This window comes from Maribacter sp. Hel_I_7, from assembly GCF_000688315.1.
GTDB classification, from domain to species: Bacteria; Bacteroidota; Bacteroidia; order Flavobacteriales; family Flavobacteriaceae; genus Maribacter; species Maribacter stanieri.
The window spans coordinates 104,222-123,686 of sequence record NZ_JHZW01000001.1 but is presented as its reverse complement, the minus strand read 5'-3'; the positions used below and the strand labels follow the sequence as shown (position 1 = coordinate 123,686).

Sequence of the window (19,465 nt, the reverse complement as noted above, 5' to 3'; positions counted from 1 at the left end):
TGGTTAATCTTCGTATCTAGATACTTCGCGATCATAAAATGCTGTTGCAGCTTCAATTAAGTTTTCGGCTTCTTCTTCTAACTCCTTCTCATCTTCTTTAGAAAATTCTTCAAGCCATTCTACCTCATCATCTTCTAGGTTTATAATGAATCTTGGAAACTCAGTATGTACTACAAATATTGCTGTTGGGAAATCTGTATTATCACCCAATAAAAATTTTGGAAACTCCATAAGAAATATACTATATAAATTTAACTGCAGACAACTATCAAAAGAAGGTTATCCGGCAATTAGTTTTTTAGTTAAATAATTAAATCGAATATACAACATAATCGCTGATGCCGTTAATCCGGTAAGCAATCCTATCCATATTCCTGTACTTTTTAAATCTGTGTGTAAACATAAATAATAGCTTACAGGAAAACCTATTAACCAATAAGAAATAAAGGTTATCACCGTTGGTATTTTAACATCTTGCAGACCACGTAAAGCACCTAGCACAACAACTTGAATTCCATCTGAAATTTGAAAGAATGCTGCCACCAACAACAACTCTGCAGCTATTACCAGTACTTCTGTATTATCGGCAAAATTAGTCATATCATCGATATCCAAATACAATGATGGGAACCAGTGCCTACCTATTAAAAATAGCGCGGCAAATATAATTTCTAACAAGAATGTCAATAAGAATATAGACTGGGCAATTCTTCTTAGCTCTTTAAAATTGGTCAACCCTTTCTGGTTTCCCACACGTATCATGGCAGCAATACCTAACCCCATACCAAACATAAATGTCATGCTGCTTAAGTTCAATGCTATTTGGTTTGCTGCTTGAGCATTTTTACCAAGAACTCCGCTTAACCATACGGCCGATGTGAAAATACCAACTTCAAAAAACATTTGTAAAGAAGAAGGAAAACCTAATTCAACAATTTTTTTCATCACCGTTTTTTCAATTTTGGCAAAATTGAATCCGGTTACGTAATATTTAAATTTTTCTTTTGTTTTTAGGATGAACCAAAGATAGAATACCATAAAAAACCTGGAAACCAATGTACCTATTGCCGCACCTACGATACCCATTTCAGGAAAACCAAAATTACCAAAGATTAACAGGTAGTTTAAAAGTATGTTAATGATGTTGGCAACAATTGTTGCATACATTGGGTACTTGGTCTGCGAGAGTCCTTCTGAGAATTGTTTAAATGCTTGAAAAATTATTAATGGCACTAATGAAAAAGCGACTAAGTCTAAATATGGCAAAGCAAGTTCAACAACCTCAATAGGCTGCTTCATAGCGTACATTACGGGCTTAGCTAATAAAATTAGACCAAAAAGTGTCAACCCTAGAACTGTACAGAGCACCAAACCATGTTTTAAAGCACTTTTGGCATTTTCTTTATTACCTGCGCCATCGGCTTCTGCTACTAAGGGGGTAATTGCAGTTGAAAAACCAATGCCTAAAGACATAGCTATAAAAACAAAACTATTACCTAAAGATACCGCTGCCAATTCTGCTGTACCTAATTGCCCAACCATTATATTATCTGCCAATTGAACGAATGTATGACCTAACATTCCTAAAATAACAGGTACGGAAAGCTTAATATTATAACGAAATTCTTTGGTGTAATTCTGTAACAAAACCTAAAATAAAATTTTGTCAAAGGTACCGTTAATTGAACAATTTATGTTCTGTATAATCAGGTAAAAAATAACGGACACATCTAATTACTTAAAAACAATTTATAGAATTATCCATACAACACTCCAAACTAAAATTCCTCAAAAAACACACTTGTAATTAATTGATATTCAGAAATATAAAATATCCAAAATTGAACACAAATACACCCTACACAATCAATAACACGCGTAAACATTCATAATATACATTTCATGAATACTATAACACCCAACCAAGTCGTTATATAAAACAAACACACCAATTACCATTAATTATTAACCTTATGATTCAAGATCCATTAGTTTGGATTATCGACGATGACGATATTTCAAAGTACGTTATGAAACGATATCTCAAACAATTATCTATAACTAAAATTGTTGATTTCCCAGATTCTATAAAACCATTGACGTTATTAAACGAAAATTTAGATTCTTTGGATAAATTGCCTGATACTATTTTTCTAGACTTACATATGCCTATTTTAAACGGCTTTGATTTTCTGAAAGAATTTCAAGAAATTGCTAAAAATATTGATAAGAAAATTGATATTATTATGCTTACTTCTTCTATTAATTCTGAAGACCTTGACCATGCCAAATCGTTTCCTGAAATAACAGACTATTTCATTAAACCTATAAAACATAGAGATTTAGCTAGAATTATGAGTACAGTAGTATAGTCGTAAAATCTAATCTTTAGATTTTGCTTCATTCCAATACACATCCATTTCCTCTAAAGACATATCTCTTAATTCTTTACCCTTTTCTTTAGCGGTAGCTTCTAGGTATTGAAAACGTTTTATAAACTTTTTATTGGTACGTTCAAGTGCATTTTCAGGATTTATACCAAGAAATCTAGCATAATTAATCATGGAGAAAAGTACGTCTCCAAATTCAGCTTCAATTTTTTCTTTGTTTCCGGCATCTACCTCCACTTGCAGTTCACCTAATTCTTCTTGCACTTTCTCAAAAACTTGTTTAGGCTCTTCCCAATCAAAACCGACTCCAGCTACCTTATCTTGTATTCTACTCGCTTTAACCAAGGCAGGCAAACTTCTTGGAACTCCTTCCAATACACTTTTCTTACCTTCTTTTAATTTAATCTGTTCCCAATTTCGTTTTACATCTTCGGCATCTATTACCTTAACATCACCATAAATATGAGGATGTCTATGCACCAATTTATCACAAATAGCATTGGCAACATCTGCAATATCAAAGTCATTGGTTTCTGATCCTATTTTTGAATAGAACATTATATGAAGCAGCACATCGCCCAATTCCATTTTCACCTCATTAAGATCATTATCTAATATAGCATCACCTAATTCATAAGTTTCCTCAATAGTCAAGTGCCTAAGTGATTGCATGGTCTGTTTTTGGTCCCAAGGGCATTGCTCTCGCAACTCATCCATTATTGTTAACAACCTATCTAATGCCTTTAATTGTTCTGCCCTACTGTTCATGCGTAATATTTTTACAAAAATACATAACCACTGATTGCCCTACTAAAAATCCTGTTTAGATTTTGTACATTTAAAATCGCAAGATTTCTAGTCCATCGTTTTATTGATTAAGAGCTGTATTTTGCAAAATCAACAACAAACAACAACACCTTTATACCAAACCAATGAATACACGAAGAAATTTTCTTAAAAATGCCAGTTTACTAAGTGCTTCTACCCTACTAATGCCTCAATTAAGTATGGCAGCTATAAAAAAAGCTAGCTATGGAGTGCAGTTATATTCTTTCAGAGATGCTATGCTAGAAAACCCTAAGGCTACTCTAGAGAAAATTGCAAGCTTAGGATTCAAAGAAATTGAAAGTGCGGGTTCTAAATTGGGTTACTATTATGGACTAACGCCTTCTGAAATGGGTAAAACTTGTAAGGCACTAGGTATGAAGCTAACTAGTGGACATGTGCGCTTAGACGACAAATTTGAACAAACTATGGCAGATGCCGTTGCTTCTGGACAAGAGTACGTAATATGCTCATCTATGCCTACTGACGGACAAACAGTAGATAACTACAAAAAAGTAGCAGAGCAATTTAATGTTGCAGGTGAAGCGTGTAAAAAATTGGGATTGAAATTTGGTTATCATAATCACGAATATGAATTTGAATCTGAAGACGGACAAATCCTTTATGATGTTTTAATGGATAACACTGAAGAGGATTTAGTTCACATGGAGTTAGATCTTGGTTGGGTGGTAGTTGCTGGAAAAGAACCGCTTCATTACTTTAAAAAGTATCCTGGTAGATTTCCACTTTGGCACTTAAAAGACATGGATATTCACGGAAAAGAAAGTACCGAATTCGGAAAAGGCATACTTGATATAGAATTAATGCTTAAGAACAAAGACCTTTCTGGAGCTAAACATATCTATATAGAACAAGAAGAATATGCTAGCACTCCTGTTGAAAGCATGCGTCATAATATGAATTACTTGAAGAATATTTAAAATATTAACTATGGAATATAAACTTCAATACTACAGTGCTATACTACTTATTGTCTTTATCACGTCATGCAAAGCACAACATTCATCTGTTGTTAAAGAAAATGCTAAGCTGGTTCAAGTATCAAACGAATATAGTTTTACAGAAGGACCTGCATCTGACAAGTTCGGTAACGTTTACTTTACCGACCAACCAAATGATAAGATTATAAAGTGGGATGCCGCTAACAATTCCCTTAGTATTTTTAAAGAACCAGCAGGTAGAGCTAATGGTTTATATTTTGATCATAATGACAAATTATTGGCAGCTGCTGATGAAAATAATGAGTTATGGCGAATTGACTCTAACGGAAACATAGATACCTTAATAACCACTTTTGAGGGCAAAAAATTAAATGGACCTAATGATATTTGGGTCGATTTAAGTGGAGGTATTTATTTTACCGACCCATATTACCAAAGAGAATATTGGTCCAGAACTTCTGCAGATATTAAAGAAAAGAATGTGTACTATATTTCTCCAGATATGAAACAAGTCTCCATAGTCGCTGAAGGCTTAACACAACCTAACGGAATTATAGGAACACCTGATGGCAAAATACTTTATGTAGCAGATATTGGAGATAAAAAAACATATTCCTTTTCCATACAAGATGATGGAAAATTAAAAAATCGCAAGCTATTTACAGACATGGGCTCAGATGGTATGACCATAGACAATCAAGGCAATATCTATTTAACTGGCGACGGAGTAACAATCTTTAATAAAAATGGAAAGCAAATACATCATATTGCAGTTGATGAAAAATGGACTGCCAACGTAACTTTTGGCGGCAAAAACCAAGACATTTTATTTATTACCGCAATGGGTTCTATTTACACCCTAAAAATGAATGTAAACGGAGTAAGATATTAGTTTTATTGTTTCGTAAACTTTCTATTTAGTACACCAGGTAAATTTTCATTAATACCTTCTGTCAATACTAAATTGTTAAGTGTCATAGTACCAAAATCCGTAGCATTTAAATTAAGTGTACTACCTTGAAAAGACCACTTACCGGTGAAACTATTTGTTCTACCACAACGAATTGCGTAAAAATCGCCGGTTACATTGGTAATATCCAGATTAACCAAATCTAAAGTCCATGTATTATTGTCACTAATAATCAAAATTCCATTTAAACATTCAAGCTCATCGAGCATGTTGTTTGAAGAAACACCATCTTCATTGACATCTTGAGCTACATTAACATTAACTTCAGTTAAATTATAAGTTCCAATAACTAACGCGCTATTATCAACTTCATCATCACTATCATCAGAAGAACAACCTGACAAAAGCATCACCAAAGAGATAAAAAAGAAGTAAGTGTATTTATTCATAGTTGTGACCTAATTATTTAATCTAAAATTGAAGGTAGTTAAAACATTTAAATATTTTTTGAAAAGACTTTGAAGAAATAGCCAATAAAAATATAGCTCAGTCATCAATAATTTTTATTTCTACAATCAATACCTTACCTACATTATATTGAAATTCACATATTTAAACATTGATTATTATCTATTACATAACAAAACCTTATAAAATTTAATAATTCCTCTATTTTCTTTATCTTAAACCATTCAAATATAACCAACCCATGATTACATATATTTTTGAATTTATTGGCACAGCAATGCTAATTTTAATTGGAAACGGTATTGTTGCCAATCTTGTTTTAAAAGGTACAAAAGGATCAGATTCTGGCTGGGTAGGTATATCTCTTGCATGGGGTATTGCCGTATTCATTGGAGTGTTCATTTCTGCCGATGCTAGTGGAGCTCACCTAAACCCTGCAGTAACCGTGGGACTTGCCGTGGCAGGAAAATTTTCATGGGCTTTAGTACCTGGCTATATTGTAGCTCAAATATTAGGTGCAATGATGGGTAACCTTTTAGTTTGGCTTAACTATAAAAAACAATACGAAGCAACGGAAGATGCCGGTGCTATTTTAGCCACCTTCTCTACACAACCCGCTATACGTAGTCCGTTTTGGAATCTGGTAACTGAAATTATTGGAGCATTTGCATTAGTTTTTGGTGTTTTTTACATAGCAGGTGGCACCATGGGTGATAGCGATATTTCACTAGGATCGCTAGACGCTTTACCTGTAGCTCTTTTAGTGATGGGTATTGGCTTTGGTTTGGGTGGACCAACGGGATATGCCATAAATCCTGCACGAGATTTTGGTCCTCGATTATTACACTCCATACTTCCTATTAGAAATAAAGGAAAAAGTGATTGGAGTTACGCTTGGGTTCCTATTGTTGGACCAATTATAGGCGGAGTATTAGCTGCCGCATTATTTATGTTAATTGAAACAATTCAATAATATTTAAACATATGAAACATTTTATTTTACTTACCTGTATTTTTATCTCTATGAATGTACTTGCCCAGAAAATGGTAGACCTACCTTTTGAAACCAATGCTGAAGTAACTTGGACAACACCAGAAAATGAGTATTACTCAGATATTTGGGGTACAAAAGTTGTAACCAATGTAGCTATACCACGATTAGAAGTTTATGAAGCAGACCAACCCAATGGCACCAGTGTCATTGTTGCTCCAGGTGGCGGACTCTATGGTTTAAGTATAAATAGCGAAGGAAGAGATGTAGCCAAATGGCTAAACAAACAAGGTATAACTGCATTTGTTCTAAAGTATAGGTTAGTACCAACGGGTGAAGATGGCATTAAAGAAATTACGGATGAAGGTGCAAGTAACCCCGCAAAAATTGGTGAAAGAGTTACGCCAGTTTTACCACTATCCATTGCAGACGGTCTTTCTGCAATTACGTACGTTAGAACTAATGCCAATGAAATGAAATTGGACCCTAACAAAATAGGTTTCATGGGCTTTTCTGCCGGTGGGGCAGTAACTATGGGAGTAACCTTTAATTATATAGAAGAAAATAAACCAAATTTTATAGTTCCTGTTTATCCGTGGATGACCGTTTTAGGTGAATATACTGTACCACAAGATGCACCACCAATGTTAGTTATCTGTGCTTCAGATGATCCGTTAGGATTAGCAAAACCAAGCACAGACTTATATGCTGCATGGTTAACAAATGGCAAAAATACCGGAATGCATATATATTCTAAAGGCGGGCATGGATTTGGAATGAAAACTCAAAATCTTGCATCTGACGATTGGATTTCGCAGTTTCACAAATGGGCAATTACAGAAGGTTTAACAGTAACTACCAATAAATAAAAAATGCTTAAAAAATTATCTTTTATAAAGAGTTTAAAACAAATTGAAATCTTAACAGCTTGCTTATTTTTCATATCATTAGCGAGTTTCGCTCAAACTCAAAATGTATTTACCAATGAAGTAAAAGACATTACCAAGAAATACGATAGTATTTGGGATTCCAGTAAAGAAACTATTGTTTTCACCGGTAGCTCTAGTGTGCGTTTATGGAAAAAATTAGAAGAAGAGTTTCCTGATCATCAAATTGTAAATAGTGGTTTTGGAGGTTCACAAGCATCTGATTTACTATTATTTATTGATGAATTAATTCTATCCTACAATCCCAAAAAAGTTTTTATTTACGAGGGAGACAATGATTTATGGTCAAAAAAAAGACCTGCAAATGTTCTTGATACGACCGCAGAGATCATCCGTCGAATAAAAGCCGACAACCCATCTACCCAAATTATATTAATAGCGGCTAAGCCTAGTATTAGTAGATGGAAAATACGTGGAAAATATAAAAGGTTAAATAGAAAAATGGAGCGTTTTACTAAAAAGGATGCTCAGTTGAATTACGTAGATGTATGGAATCCTATGTTGAACAAACGAAAACTTATAACCGATATTTTTATTGAAGACGGTCTACATATGAACCAAAAAGGCTATGATATTTGGTATGAAGCCATGAAAGATTTAGTAAATCAACCATAATTACACAAAATGATGAAGACCTTTTTTATTAGAAGTCTATTTTTTGCAAGTTTGGCAATATTGCTAGTTGCCTGCGCTGAAGAAAAGAAAGAAAGAATTGCAATGCCTACGACAGATTTGTCTAAAATTAGCTTAATACCTAAGCCTTTAAAAACAATACCTACCAACTCGGCATTTGCTTTAGACCAGTTTACGGCAATATACACTTCTAAAAATGCAACAGGTTTTGAAGAAGTTGGTACATTTTTGGCCGATAAGCTTAAAAGCAAAATTAACCTGACGATACCTGTGAATTCTGAGGGTGCAAATACGATAGAAAGAGTTATTTACATTAACCAGAGTGACAGCACAGATTTAGAATCACCAGAAGCATATCAACTATATATTAATCAAGATTCTATTATCATCAATTCTAATACCGCTGAAGGTGCTTTTAGAGGTATACAGACTTTAAGACAATTAGTACCCTTAGAAAGTAACGATACATTAGCGCTTCAAAAGATTTGGCCAGTACCTACTGGTAAAATAATTGACAATCCTAATTTTGGATATAGAGGTTCTATGCTAGATGTTGCAAGACATTTTTTTAGTGTAGATGATGTTAAAAAATATATTGACCTATTAGCTTACTATAAAATAAATGTTCTGCATTTACATCTTAGTGATGATCAAGGTTGGAGAATAGAAATAAAATCTTGGCCAAAATTGACCGAGGTTGGCGGTAGTACAGAAGTTGGTGGCGAATCTGGCGGATTCTACACCCAAGAAGATTATAAGGAAATAGTTAGATATGCCGCTGAAAGGTACATGACCATAATACCAGAAATTGATATGCCAGGGCATACAAATGCCGCATCGGTATCCTATCCGTTTTTAAATGGAAATGGCAAAACACCAAAACTATACGAAGGTATGCGCGTTGGTTTCAGCACATTTGATACTCATAAGGATACTGTTTATGCCTTTATAGACGATGTGGTAAGAGAAATCTCTGCTATAACCCCTGGTCCTTATTTTCATGTTGGTGGAGATGAAAGTCATGTAACCAAAAAAAGCGATTATATCTATTTTATAGATAAGGTTGAAAAAATTGTTCAGAAGCACGGTAAGCGAATGATCGGTTGGGATGAAGTTGCCATTGCAAATGTGGACTCCACTTCTATCTCTCAATGGTGGGCAAGTGAAGAAAATGCTAAAAAAGCTGTGGACAAAGGAATGAAAATTATAGTATCTCCTGCCAAGAAAGCTTATTTGGATATGGAATATGACACCCTATCTAAGTTTGGACTACACTGGGCAGCTTATATACCTGTAGATACAGCATATATTTGGACACCTGAAGAATATGGCATACCATTAGAAAATATTTTAGGGGTTGAAGCACCTCTTTGGTCAGAAACGATCAGTAATATTGATGAATTAGAGTACTTAGCTTTCCCTAGAATAATTGGTTATTCTGAATTAAGTTGGAGTATAAAAGAAAATAGAGATTGGGAAGATTATAAAGTTAGATTGGCAGACCAAGCTCCTTTTCTAGATAGAATGGATGTAAAGTATTATCCATCCCCATTAATAGATTGGAAAAAAAGTGATTTCACTTATGAGACCATAGAAAAAGACTGATGGTGTTTAAACAATTAAAAAAGCCTTGATATAAAAATCAAGGCTTTTTTAATTAAGATTCAATTTTCTTAGTTTTCAAGTTAGCTAGTAAGTTATTCAGTTCTTCAAAATTTATAGGCTTCTCCATATAATCTATTACATTAGAATATAGTTCAGCATTTGACCTATCTTCAAATCTTATAGATGATGTTATTACTACGACTGGAATTTCAAGACCTAAATTTAAACGAGTTGTAGCTTCAAGAAAATCCCACCCATCTAATATAGGCATATTGATATCTAGTAATATCAAATCTGGACAAGAATTATTCTTTAAATAATCTAACCCTTCTTGACCATTTAGTGCAACAGCTATATTCTTATAGCCAAATTTCTCAAGATTTGTTTTGGTTATGAAATTAGTGATTTCATCATCTTCAATAATTAGTATTTTTAACATGATTTTAGTTTTAGTTCTAATTTAAATTGGATTACAAATTCGGTTCCTTTATTAACTTTACTATTAACATTAATATTCCCTCCATTTCTATTAATAATTGAGTGTATAATGTATAAGCCAATACCTAAGCCTTCTACATGAGTATGCATTCGCTTAAAAAGTCTAAAGATTTTATCAGCTAAATTCTGTTTAAAACCCAATCCATTATCCTTGAATGTCAATGTTAATTTACCATCGATTTCTTTGGTTGTAATTTTGATACTTAGCTTTCTTTTAGGATGTCTATACTTAAGTGCATTAGACATTAAATTTTGAAGTATACTTTGTAACTGTACCGGATTATAATTGATGGTTGGGCTACTAGAGAAATCTTCCTTTATTATTGTTCGTCCTTCAATAATTTCTTTGGAATACGACAACTTAATTTTACTCATTACCTCAGAAAAAACCATTTCCTCCTTATCTTCACTAAAATTAGATTTTATAGCAATAACCTCATTTAACGCCCTAATCTTGTCGCACATTACCTTAGTAACAACTTTCATTTTATCAACTATAGGCACAAAATCATTAGAGGTAGGATCAGAATTCAATACCATCTGTAAAAGACTTTTTAAATTAGTCAACGGCGCCCTTAAATCGTGTGCAGCTACATAAGAAAAATCTTCAAGCTCATTATTTTTTCTTTGTAAATTTTCATTGACTTCTTTTAGAGAAGTTTGTGCAGTCTTTAATTTTTCTATCGTATTAATTACATTAGTTACATCAAGTGTAGTAATACCAAGATAATCTCCTATTTTAAATGCCCTACTCATAAATCTAATCTCAGCATTCTCACCTTTAAACATGAGCTCATCAAAACCAGTTGATATTCCTGTTTTCATTACATCTTTATAGGAATTATATCTTTCTGTACCTTCTAAATAAGGGAATATGTCCAATATATTTTTACCTATAAAGTTTTCTTTAGCAATCCCTATTGTAGTAACCGCTGCTTGGTTTACATCAACAAAATCCATATAACGATTTAAAATAACAAAGGGTGAATATGCATTTTCAAAAAATACTCCCTTTAAATCGTTATCAATTTCCGGTGAACTACGCTTCATGTTTATTTAGGTTTAATTTATTCATCAAAATTTATACAGTGCTAATTTGCAGGGTTTTACATAAATTTCCTTGTAATAACTGATGACTGAAAGAAAGCTACCGATGAAATACCCTAAACTATAGATGAACAACACTCAAATAAATATGAAATAGCATTTTTACAAAAATTTGAAACAAAAAAAAAGCCCCAAAAGGGCTTTTTTAATTCTACTAAACTTAATTTCTATTCCTCTTCAGAGGCTTCTTCTTTTTCTACTTCTTCACTAGAAAAATCAGTTATTTTATTATCAGTTAATATATTATACCACTGAATAACCTTTTTAATATCACTTACATAAACACGATCTTCATCATAATTAGGCAATACCTCAAAGAAATATTCTTCTAATTTAATCTTCTCTTCTTTATGTCCAATTGATGTTTTACCACCATTTTCCTTTTCTTGAATCTTTTTAAACACATCTCTTAAAGGAACTTCTTCCTCTAACGTATAAATAGCTATTTCAGACAAGACACTTACACTGCTACGTAAACTCACAGTAATTCTTTTACCGTCTAACAAAGACTCAGCTACAAATCCTGTTCTGGTTTGAGTAATTAATTTATATAAACCTGGTTTTCCTGCAACGGATAAAATTTTCTCTAACCCCATAAACTCATTTAAAATTTTAAGTGGACAAATATTACACTTTTCTATTAATTATATAGGCATTTTAACGCCCTTTTTTCATTGCCGGAAATTTCATGCGATAGTCTACGCTAATTTTTCCTTTAGATATATTGGTTAATCTACCTTTTAACATTCGCTTTTTAAGGGCAGATAATTTATCTGTAAACAAGATACCTTCTATATGATCATATTCGTGTTGAATTACACGAGCCAATAAACCATCAAAAGTCTTTACATGTTCCTTAAAATTCTCATCTAAATAAGTAATCTTAATGGTACCTTTTCTATTTACATCTTCGCGAACATCTGGTATACTTAAACAGCCTTCGTTAAAAGCCCATTCATCGCCAGTTTCCTCTTCAATGTATGCGTTAATGAATACTTGTTTAAATCCGTCAAGTTGCTTTTGCTCATCTGCAGTTAAATCTTCATCACCAGCAAAAGGTGTGGTATCTACTAAAAATATACGAATTGGCAACCCAATTTGAGGTGCTGCAAGACCTACACCACTAGCATTATACATGGTCTCCCACATGTTAGAAAGCAAATCATTCAGCTTAGGATAATCTTTATCAATATCATCCGCAACTTTTCGTAATACGGGATCACCGTATGCAATAATGGGTAAAATCATTTATAATGTCTTTAAAAAATCTTGTAATATAATAGTTGCACTGATCTCATCTATCAATGCCTTGTTTTTTCGTTGTTTCTTTTTTAAGCCGCTATTCAACATGGTTTGGAATGCCATTTTAGATGTAAAACGCTCGTCATGCCTTTTAATAGGAGTTGACGGGAATTTCTCTTTCAGTTTTTCCAAAAATGGAATAATGTATACTTCAGATTCAGAAGCTGTATTATTCATTTGCTTGGGTTCGCCCACAACAATGGTTTCTACATTTTCCCTTGGAATATAATCTGATAAATATGTAAAGATTTCTGATGTGGCGACAGTAGTTAAACCGAAAGCTATCATTTTCATGTCATCGGTAACTGCCAAGCCAATACGTTTTTCTCCGTAATCAATTGCAAGAATCTTTCCCAAACTTAATTTTTGGCAAAAATAAAGGATAATTTGTTATATGTGCCCTTGAGCATGGCTAATTACTGTACTTCAACTTATATTTGAGAAAATTTTATGAAAATGACAGAATTAAGAGCACAAATAGAAAAAGCATGGGACAATAGAGACCTTTTAAAGGAAACTGCAACCCAAAATATTATAAGAGAGGTTATTGACCTTTTAGATTTAGGAAAATTAAGATGTGCAGAGCCAACCGCAAATGGATGGCAAATTAACGAATGGGTAAAGAAAGCGGTAGTTATGTATTTCCCTATTCAGAAAATGGAAACCTTAGAAGCTGGTATTTTTGAGTACCACGATAAAATGCCTTTAAAAAGAGGCTATAAAGAAAAAGGAATTCGTGTTGTACCAAATGCAGTTGCAAGACATGGTGCATACATTGCACCAGGTACAATTCTAATGCCTAGTTATGTAAACATCGGTGCTTATGTTGATGAAGGTACTATGGTAGATACTTGGGCAACTGTTGGTAGCTGTGCGCAGATCGGTAAAAATGTTCACTTAAGTGGTGGCGTTGGTATTGGTGGTGTTCTTGAACCTTTGCAAGCTTCGCCTGTTATTATAGAAGACGGTGCATTTATTGGATCTCGTTGTATTGTAGTTGAAGGTGTTAGAGTTGAAAAAGAAGCAGTTCTAGGGGCGAATGTTGTTTTAACAATGAGCACCAAAATTATTGATGTTACAGGTGAAACTCCCGTAGAAACAAAAGGTGTTGTTCCAGCACGTTCAGTAGTGATACCTGGTAGTTATACAAAGAAGTTTCCTGCTGGTGAATTTCAAGTGCCATGCGCCTTAATTATAGGTAAAAGAAAAGAAAGCACAAACAAAAAGACATCATTGAACGATGCACTTAGAGAGTACGATGTTGCGGTTTAATTATTAAACCAATTCAACTACTTTAGTAATAGCTTGAGAAAGGTAATGACCAGAGGCAACTTTGGTTTTTACCTTTTCTACATTAGAAATCATAGTAGCATAATCTTTAGGATCAAGGTTTGCTAATGTAGCATCCAATTCATCTAAGGAATTTAAGGTAATACCAATTTGTTCTTTTTCAATGAATTTAGCGATAGCAGCTTTTTTCCAAACAATAACCGGTAATCCGCACAACAGATATAAAGATGTTTTATGCGGATTGTTATACAAAAGGTACTTTCCAAAATCTCCTGAACATTCGTTCAAAGCATTACCGTTCCAAATTAAACCGAACGAACCTTCTATTTCGTCAATAACCTCATCTGGTGAAAAAACACCCTGGTAATCTAAAATGGAATTATCGCTTTCAGCATCATTCGCATTAAAGCCATTACCATATAACTTCAGTTTATAATTTGACGGCTTAAGACTGTCCATACTATATAAAAACTCACTTTTCTCTTTCCCCAATCCTCCAGCAAAAACTACATCATAAGGCGTATTTAATGTCGCATGTTTATTACTTGCATGTAAATAATCGAACAACTCTAAGCTTACCAATTGTGCTTTACATCCATTTTCTTGAAACCACTTTTTCATAGAATCGTTATGTACAATGATGAAATCTGCTTTGTTGAATTTTGCCATTTCACCTTTTAAGTCAGTAGACTTACCCATTAAAAATTTTACATCATGTATAATAATAATGAGAGTACATTTCTTCAAAGAAACAATGCTAGTTATATATCGGAAAAACTTGCTTAACGGATATTGCATACAGAAAACGGATTGTCTTGGTAATAGAAATAATCCTTTTGTTATTCCGAAAAAACTAATAACCGCTCCGATGGCGGAACTGGGGTGATTACTCTGTTTAAAACCTAAATTCCTAAACCCATTCTTTTCTAAAACAGTTTCGCAATCCATTTTTGGTTTAGATGCTGCATTTTTTGAAAACTTGTAATTTCTAGAAATATAAAAGTGCTTTTCAGAACTCATAAATGATTAGTTTGGTTTATCAGTTGCAAGTTTAAGGTTCTTCTTTCACAATTAAAACACTCTTAATATTTTCTTTTTCAAAATATAATCTACCAAAAAAATGTATTTTCAAACCTTATCTTTGAGCTCCAAATAAATAATATGGTGTCCATTAAAAAGTATGATTTTCTCATTGTAGGCGCAGGGCTTTACGGAGCAGTTTTTGCCCATGAGGCTAAAAAAAGAGGAAAAACTTGTTTGGTAGTAGATAAAAGAGAACATATTGGTGGAAATACTTTTTGCAAAAAAATAGAAGATATTAATGTGCATGCCTACGGTGCGCATATATTTCATACTAACGATAAGAAAATTTGGGATTATGTAAATGATTTTGTCCCTTTCAATAGATACACGAACTCTCCCGTCGCCAATTATAAAGGGTCATTATACAATTTACCTTTCAACATGAATACTTTTCACCAATTATGGGGAGTAAAAACACCGGCCGAGGCAAAAGCTGTAATTGAGGAGCAAAGTAAGAAGCATCAAAAAAATAAACCCCAAAATTTAGAAGAGCAAGCATTATCACTTGTTGGGGAAGATATTTATTACAAACTGATAAAAGGCTATACCGAAAAACAATGGGGAAGAAAAGCTACGGAATTACCATCATTTATAATTAAACGATTGCCCTTACGCTACACTTTTGACAACAATTATTTTAATGACAGTTACCAAGGAATACCAATTGGCGGTTACAATGAACTCTCTGGCGGACTATTAGAAGGTATAGATGTGCAGCTTGGAGTTAATTATTTTAAAGACAAAATTGCATTGGACAGCTTGGCCAACAAAACCGTATTCACAGGAAAAATAGATGAATACTACAATTACGAATTTGGAAAATTAGAATATCGCGGATTACGTTTTGACCATGAAATTTTAGATACCGATAACTACCAAGGCAACGCTGTAATTAATTATACAGAAGCAGATATACCCTATACCAGAATCTTAGAGCACAAACATTTTGAGTTCGGACAACAGAAGAAAACAGTCATTACAAAAGAATATCCTTTAGAAGCTTCAACAGATTTAGAACCATACTATCCTATTAATGACGACAAGAACAACAATAGGTATTTACAGTATAAAAACAAGGCTTCCAATGACTTAGTCATCTTTGGCGGCAGACTTGCCGAGTACAAGTATTACGATATGCATCAGGTTATTGGCGCAGCGTTAGCAAAAACTAAAAAACTTTTTGATAATTGAACGCAACCATTCTAAAATGTGCCCTCTTATTAACTGAACCATGCTATAACATTGGATTTCAATTATGTAAGAAATTTACTTCTTAACACAATTTTTTAATTCTTTTTTTGTTATAACTTTGTTCGCTCCGATTAGAGCAAACCTATCAAATTGGATTATATGATTACCAAAAAAGAACAACTTACCGCATTAGTAATTACGTTTAACGAAATTGGATACATTGAAAAGTGTATTGAGTCTGTTTCTTTTGCTGATGAAATTATTGTAGTTGATTCTTTTAGTACCGACGGAACTTATGAATTTTTAAAAGACCATCCGAAAGTAAAAGTCATTCAAAATCCGTTTGAGAATTTTACCGCTCAGAAATCATTTGCCTTAAAACAAGCAACAAATGATTGGGTTTTATTTTTAGATGCCGATGAAATAGTTTCTGATGCATTACAAAATGAAATTACAGAAACGGTAGCAAGTGATACTGATATCTCTGCATTTTGGTTTTACCGCCAGTTCATGTTTCAAAATGAAAAATTGAACTATAGTGGATGGCAGACCGATAAAAATTATAGACTTTTTAGAAAAAGTAAAGCAGTTTTTTCTGATTGCAAGATAGTTCATGAAACATTAGACGTTGATGGCACATCTGGTATTTTAAAAGAAAAATTGACTCACTACTGTTATAAAAATTACGAAGACTATAAAGGTAAAATGTTGAAGTATGGTCGCTTAAAGGCTATTGAATCATTTTACAAAGAAAAAAAGTTTAGTTACGTAATGATGGTTTTAAAAACCAGCTGGAAATTTTTCAACCACTACATTTTACGTCTTGGTATATTAGATGGTAAAAAAGGTTTTATAATTTGTTATCTAAATTCATTGGGCGTTTTAGAACGTTATAATGAACTTAAACAATTGGAACAAAAAAACGAGTTAGCGTATTACTTGGTAATGCCATAAAACGTCCACACGCTTTTTTCCTTTTTTGTAGTATTTCTTATTCCCACATTCTTTGCAATAGATTCTGGTGTTTTATACCCTCTTTTATGGTCTAAGTGTACACAAACAGCACTATATCTTAGTTGCTTAGACTTTAGTCCGAAATTGAACAAACGCTCACCTAGTTCTCTATCTTGACCGCCATATTGCATGCGCTCGTCAAATCCGTTTACATTTTCTATATCCTTTTTCCACCCAGAAGAGTTATGTCCGTTCCAACTAGCATTGGTAGGTGTGACCCAGTTAAGAATTTTAGAAATAAAACCTTGAGCAGTTAGTTTATTGTTCTTGAATGTCTGCGGAATTCCTTTTTCCTTTAGCCATTGAATATTAAAACAACGTTGTTTTTCAATATCATCAAGCGTAATTAGTTTAGAAATATTCATGGGTAGCATGTAATACCCACCAGAGATAAAATAACCAGGTTCTTTATTAATATAGTGCACCTGAACAAAATCTTCACGAGGTATACAATCGCCATCAGTCATGATAATGTAATCTGCAGAACAGGCGGTTACAGCTTTATTTAATATTCTAGATTTCTGAAAGCCTTCGTCTTCTTGCCAAACATGAACTATTGGGTAATGCACCTTCGCAGACATCTCAGCTAGTAATTCTTTGGTGGGTGCTTTTGATCCATCATCGGCAATAATAACTTCAAAATCTTTGAAAATTTGCTGTTCAAAACCCCAAAGTACCTTTCGCAACCACTCTTCGGCATTATATGTACTAACTATGATACTTATTTTAGGAATCTCCATACTGCATTTCAAATTACTGCAAAAATATAAAACTCTTATCTATCTTTGAATTAGAATAGACAGTCTTCAATATTAAAAGACAAATTACAGCATTGTAAAATGAAGTTAAAAGAAATACCTGTATCAATTTACAATTCAGCTAAACTTTTAGCTATTTCTGTTAAAAGAATGCATACTACGCAGAAAGAAGAAATTCCTGTAATTGTTTCTCTAACCTCTATTCCATCAAGATTAGGTACACTTCACCTAACCATTAGAAGTATTTTGAATCAAGATGTACGGCCTAAAAAAATTATTTTATGGTTGCATCATTCTTTAAAAAGTGAAATTCCAAAAAAACTAGCGGTATTAGAATCTGATTTATTTGAAATCTTGTATTCCGATTTAACCTGTTCTCATAGAAAGTTAATTCATAGCTTAGAATTGTTCCCGAATGAAATAATTGTCACTTGTGATGATGATATGATGTATCGATATAATTGGCTTCGAACCTTATATGAAGAACATCAAACACATCCGAATAAAATAATAGCTAACCAGACCAGATATATCACCTATACTAATGTTGGTGAATTACAATCGTATAGAAGCTGGGTTTATATTGAAGGTTCAAAATTTAATACATCTGCGGTCATACCTATAGGTGCTGAGGGTGTTTTATATCCACCCAAAACCCTTTCTGAAAAAGTAACAGACTCAACATTATTTTTAGAATTGGCTCCGAAAGCAGATGACCTGTGGTTTAAAGCCATGGCTCATTTAGAAGGAACAGCTTCTATACAAGCTAAGAATAAAGCAAAAACACCCATACCTATAATTGGGTCTCAAAAGCAATCTCTAAAAAAGTCAAATATTGGAGGAGATAAAAACAAGACTCAATGGCTAGCTATAACTAATTACTTCAACATTACTCCAGATAATTTTCTTTAATACAAGCAAAAAACAAATGACAGAGGAAATCAACAAATGCATAGAAGTTTTAGAAAGCGGCGGACTTATACTCTACCCTACCGATACGGTTTGGGGTATTGGTTGTGATGCTACCAATGAAGAAGCTGTACAGAAAGTATTTCAACTTAAGCAACGAGATGATAGCAAGGCGCTAATTTGTTTAGTAGCCAATGATGCTATGCTTGAAAAACATGTAGAAAAAGTACCTGAACTTGCATACGATCTTATGGATCTAGCTACTAAACCCACTACCATTATATACGATAAGCCACGTGGTGTAGCCAAAAACCTAATTGCGTCAGATAACACCTTAGCCATAAGAGTAGCATCAGATAAATTCTGCACCTACCTTATAGGCAAGTTTAAAAAACCTTTAGTTTCTACTTCTGCCAATATTTCTGGGGTCAATACACCCAAATCTTTTCAAAATATAGATGAAGCTATTTTAAAAGGTGTAGACTATGTGGTAAATTTGCATCGTGAGAAACAGAATAGCTCCGCCTCATCAATTATTAGACTTTCTAATGATAATACGGTGAAGATTATTCGAGAATAAGA

Annotated in this window: 23 protein-coding genes; 12 read left to right on the top strand and 11 right to left on the bottom strand. The window is 33.3% G+C overall.

Features of this window, described 5'->3' with window-relative positions; translation table 11 throughout:
* Positions 1-3: 3 nt before the first annotated feature.
* Together P178_RS0100615 and P178_RS0100610 are read right to left on the bottom strand one after the other, a co-directional pair.
* Positions 4-231, bottom strand: coding sequence for a hypothetical protein (locus P178_RS0100615; RefSeq protein WP_027064416.1), 228 nt, complete (start codon positions 229-231; stop codon positions 4-6).
* Positions 232-279: 48 nt separating this feature from the next.
* Positions 280-1,647 (bottom strand): MATE family efflux transporter, encoded by a 1,368-nt coding sequence (locus P178_RS0100610; protein ID WP_027064415.1) that lies wholly within the window; start codon positions 1,645-1,647, stop codon positions 280-282.
* 326 nt (positions 1,648-1,973) lie between these two features.
* Between P178_RS0100610 and P178_RS0100605 the strand changes: the two genes are divergently transcribed.
* Positions 1,974-2,372, top strand: a complete 399-nt coding sequence (locus P178_RS0100605; RefSeq protein ID WP_027064414.1) for a response regulator — start codon at positions 1,974-1,976, stop codon at positions 2,370-2,372.
* 9 nt (positions 2,373-2,381) lie between these two features.
* Here the strand turns inward: P178_RS0100605 and mazG are convergent, their stop codons facing one another.
* Positions 2,382-3,158 carry a nucleoside triphosphate pyrophosphohydrolase gene (mazG, locus tag P178_RS0100600; protein WP_027064413.1) on the bottom strand — a complete coding sequence of 259 codons (777 nt, stop codon included), beginning with the start codon at positions 3,156-3,158 and terminating at the stop codon, positions 2,382-2,384.
* Between the two features lie 164 nt (positions 3,159-3,322).
* Here mazG and P178_RS0100595 point away from each other — a divergent pair, with 164 nt between their 5' ends.
* Positions 3,323-4,156, top strand: coding sequence for a sugar phosphate isomerase/epimerase family protein (locus P178_RS0100595; protein ID WP_027064412.1), 834 nt, complete (start codon positions 3,323-3,325; stop codon positions 4,154-4,156).
* Positions 4,157-4,166: 10 nt separating this feature from the next.
* Positions 4,167-5,069: an SMP-30/gluconolactonase/LRE family protein gene (locus P178_RS0100590; protein WP_027064411.1), complete on the top strand. Its 903-nt coding sequence runs from the start codon at positions 4,167-4,169 to the stop codon at positions 5,067-5,069.
* Positions 5,070-5,071: 2 nt separating this feature from the next.
* Here P178_RS0100590 and P178_RS0100585 read toward each other — a convergent pair whose 3' ends face one another.
* Positions 5,072-5,536, bottom strand: a complete 465-nt coding sequence (locus tag P178_RS0100585; protein WP_027064410.1) for a hypothetical protein — start codon at positions 5,534-5,536, stop codon at positions 5,072-5,074.
* 260 nt (positions 5,537-5,796) lie between these two features.
* Between P178_RS0100585 and P178_RS0100580 the strand changes: the two genes are divergently transcribed.
* The 4 genes from P178_RS0100580 to P178_RS0100565 are packed head-to-tail and all read left to right on the top strand — an operon-like array spanning position 5,797 to position 9,731.
* Entirely contained in the window at positions 5,797-6,528 is a 732-nt protein-coding gene (locus P178_RS0100580) for an MIP/aquaporin family protein (RefSeq protein ID WP_027064409.1), read from the top strand.
* Between the two features lie 11 nt (positions 6,529-6,539).
* Positions 6,540-7,415 carry an alpha/beta hydrolase gene (locus P178_RS0100575; protein ID WP_027064408.1) on the top strand — a complete coding sequence of 292 codons (876 nt, stop codon included), beginning with the start codon at positions 6,540-6,542 and terminating at the stop codon, positions 7,413-7,415.
* A gap of 3 nt (positions 7,416-7,418) precedes the next feature.
* Positions 7,419-8,108, top strand: coding sequence for a GDSL-type esterase/lipase family protein (locus tag P178_RS0100570; protein WP_081819366.1), 690 nt, complete (start codon positions 7,419-7,421; stop codon positions 8,106-8,108).
* Positions 8,109-8,120: 12 nt separating this feature from the next.
* Positions 8,121-9,731 carry a family 20 glycosylhydrolase gene (locus P178_RS0100565; protein WP_410477197.1) on the top strand — a complete coding sequence of 537 codons (1,611 nt, stop codon included), beginning with the start codon at positions 8,121-8,123 and terminating at the stop codon, positions 9,729-9,731.
* Positions 9,732-9,783: 52 nt separating this feature from the next.
* On the opposite strand, the gene P178_RS0100560 is transcribed toward P178_RS0100565, so the two are convergent.
* From P178_RS0100560 to ruvX, 5 genes are all read right to left on the bottom strand, one after another.
* Positions 9,784-10,170 carry a response regulator gene (locus P178_RS0100560; RefSeq protein WP_027064405.1) on the bottom strand — a complete coding sequence of 129 codons (387 nt, stop codon included), beginning with the start codon at positions 10,168-10,170 and terminating at the stop codon, positions 9,784-9,786.
* Positions 10,164-11,279 (bottom strand): PAS domain-containing sensor histidine kinase, encoded by a 1,116-nt coding sequence (locus P178_RS0100555; RefSeq protein ID WP_027064404.1) that lies wholly within the window; start codon positions 11,277-11,279, stop codon positions 10,164-10,166. Before P178_RS0100555 ends, P178_RS0100560 begins: the two co-directional genes overlap by 7 nt.
* A 224-nt stretch (positions 11,280-11,503) precedes the next feature.
* Entirely contained in the window at positions 11,504-11,932 is a 429-nt protein-coding gene (locus tag P178_RS0100550) for a DUF5606 domain-containing protein (protein ID WP_027064403.1), read from the bottom strand.
* A 61-nt stretch (positions 11,933-11,993) separates the two neighbouring features.
* Positions 11,994-12,584: a peptide deformylase gene (def, locus tag P178_RS0100545; RefSeq protein ID WP_027064402.1), complete on the bottom strand. Its 591-nt coding sequence runs from the start codon at positions 12,582-12,584 to the stop codon at positions 11,994-11,996.
* Positions 12,585-12,995 (bottom strand): Holliday junction resolvase RuvX, encoded by a 411-nt coding sequence (ruvX, locus tag P178_RS0100540; protein ID WP_027064401.1) that lies wholly within the window; start codon positions 12,993-12,995, stop codon positions 12,585-12,587.
* A gap of 99 nt (positions 12,996-13,094) precedes the next feature.
* Between ruvX and P178_RS0100535 the strand changes: the two genes are divergently transcribed.
* Positions 13,095-13,910, top strand: coding sequence for a 2,3,4,5-tetrahydropyridine-2,6-dicarboxylate N-succinyltransferase (locus tag P178_RS0100535; RefSeq protein ID WP_027064400.1), 816 nt, complete (start codon positions 13,095-13,097; stop codon positions 13,908-13,910).
* Between the two features lie 3 nt (positions 13,911-13,913).
* Here the strand turns inward: P178_RS0100535 and P178_RS0100530 are convergent, their stop codons facing one another.
* The gene (locus P178_RS0100530) at positions 13,914-14,948 is read right to left on the bottom strand and encodes a beta-1,6-galactofuranosyltransferase (RefSeq protein ID WP_027064399.1); all 1,035 of its coding nucleotides are present in this window, start codon (positions 14,946-14,948) and stop codon (positions 13,914-13,916) included.
* Between the two features lie 141 nt (positions 14,949-15,089).
* On the opposite strand from P178_RS0100530, the gene glf reads away from it, so the two are divergent.
* Together glf and P178_RS0100520 are read left to right on the top strand one after the other, a co-directional pair.
* Positions 15,090-16,202, top strand: coding sequence for a UDP-galactopyranose mutase (gene glf, locus P178_RS0100525; RefSeq protein WP_197026766.1), 1,113 nt, complete (start codon positions 15,090-15,092; stop codon positions 16,200-16,202).
* 159 nt (positions 16,203-16,361) lie between these two features.
* The gene (locus tag P178_RS0100520; RefSeq protein WP_027064397.1) at positions 16,362-17,156 is read left to right on the top strand and encodes a glycosyltransferase family 2 protein; all 795 of its coding nucleotides are present in this window, start codon (positions 16,362-16,364) and stop codon (positions 17,154-17,156) included.
* On the opposite strand, the gene P178_RS0100515 is transcribed toward P178_RS0100520, so the two are convergent.
* Positions 17,138-17,956 carry a glycosyltransferase family 2 protein gene (locus P178_RS0100515; RefSeq protein WP_027064396.1) on the bottom strand — a complete coding sequence of 273 codons (819 nt, stop codon included), beginning with the start codon at positions 17,954-17,956 and terminating at the stop codon, positions 17,138-17,140. The two genes, P178_RS0100520 and P178_RS0100515, sit on opposite strands and share 19 nt — an antisense overlap.
* A 99-nt stretch (positions 17,957-18,055) precedes the next feature.
* Here P178_RS0100515 and P178_RS0100510 point away from each other — a divergent pair, with 99 nt between their 5' ends.
* The gene (locus P178_RS0100510; protein ID WP_027064395.1) at positions 18,056-18,886 is read left to right on the top strand and encodes a hypothetical protein; all 831 of its coding nucleotides are present in this window, start codon (positions 18,056-18,058) and stop codon (positions 18,884-18,886) included.
* Positions 18,887-18,902: 16 nt separating this feature from the next.
* Positions 18,903-19,463: an L-threonylcarbamoyladenylate synthase gene (locus P178_RS0100505; protein ID WP_027064394.1), complete on the top strand. Its 561-nt coding sequence runs from the start codon at positions 18,903-18,905 to the stop codon at positions 19,461-19,463.
* Positions 19,464-19,465 lie beyond the last annotated feature (2 nt).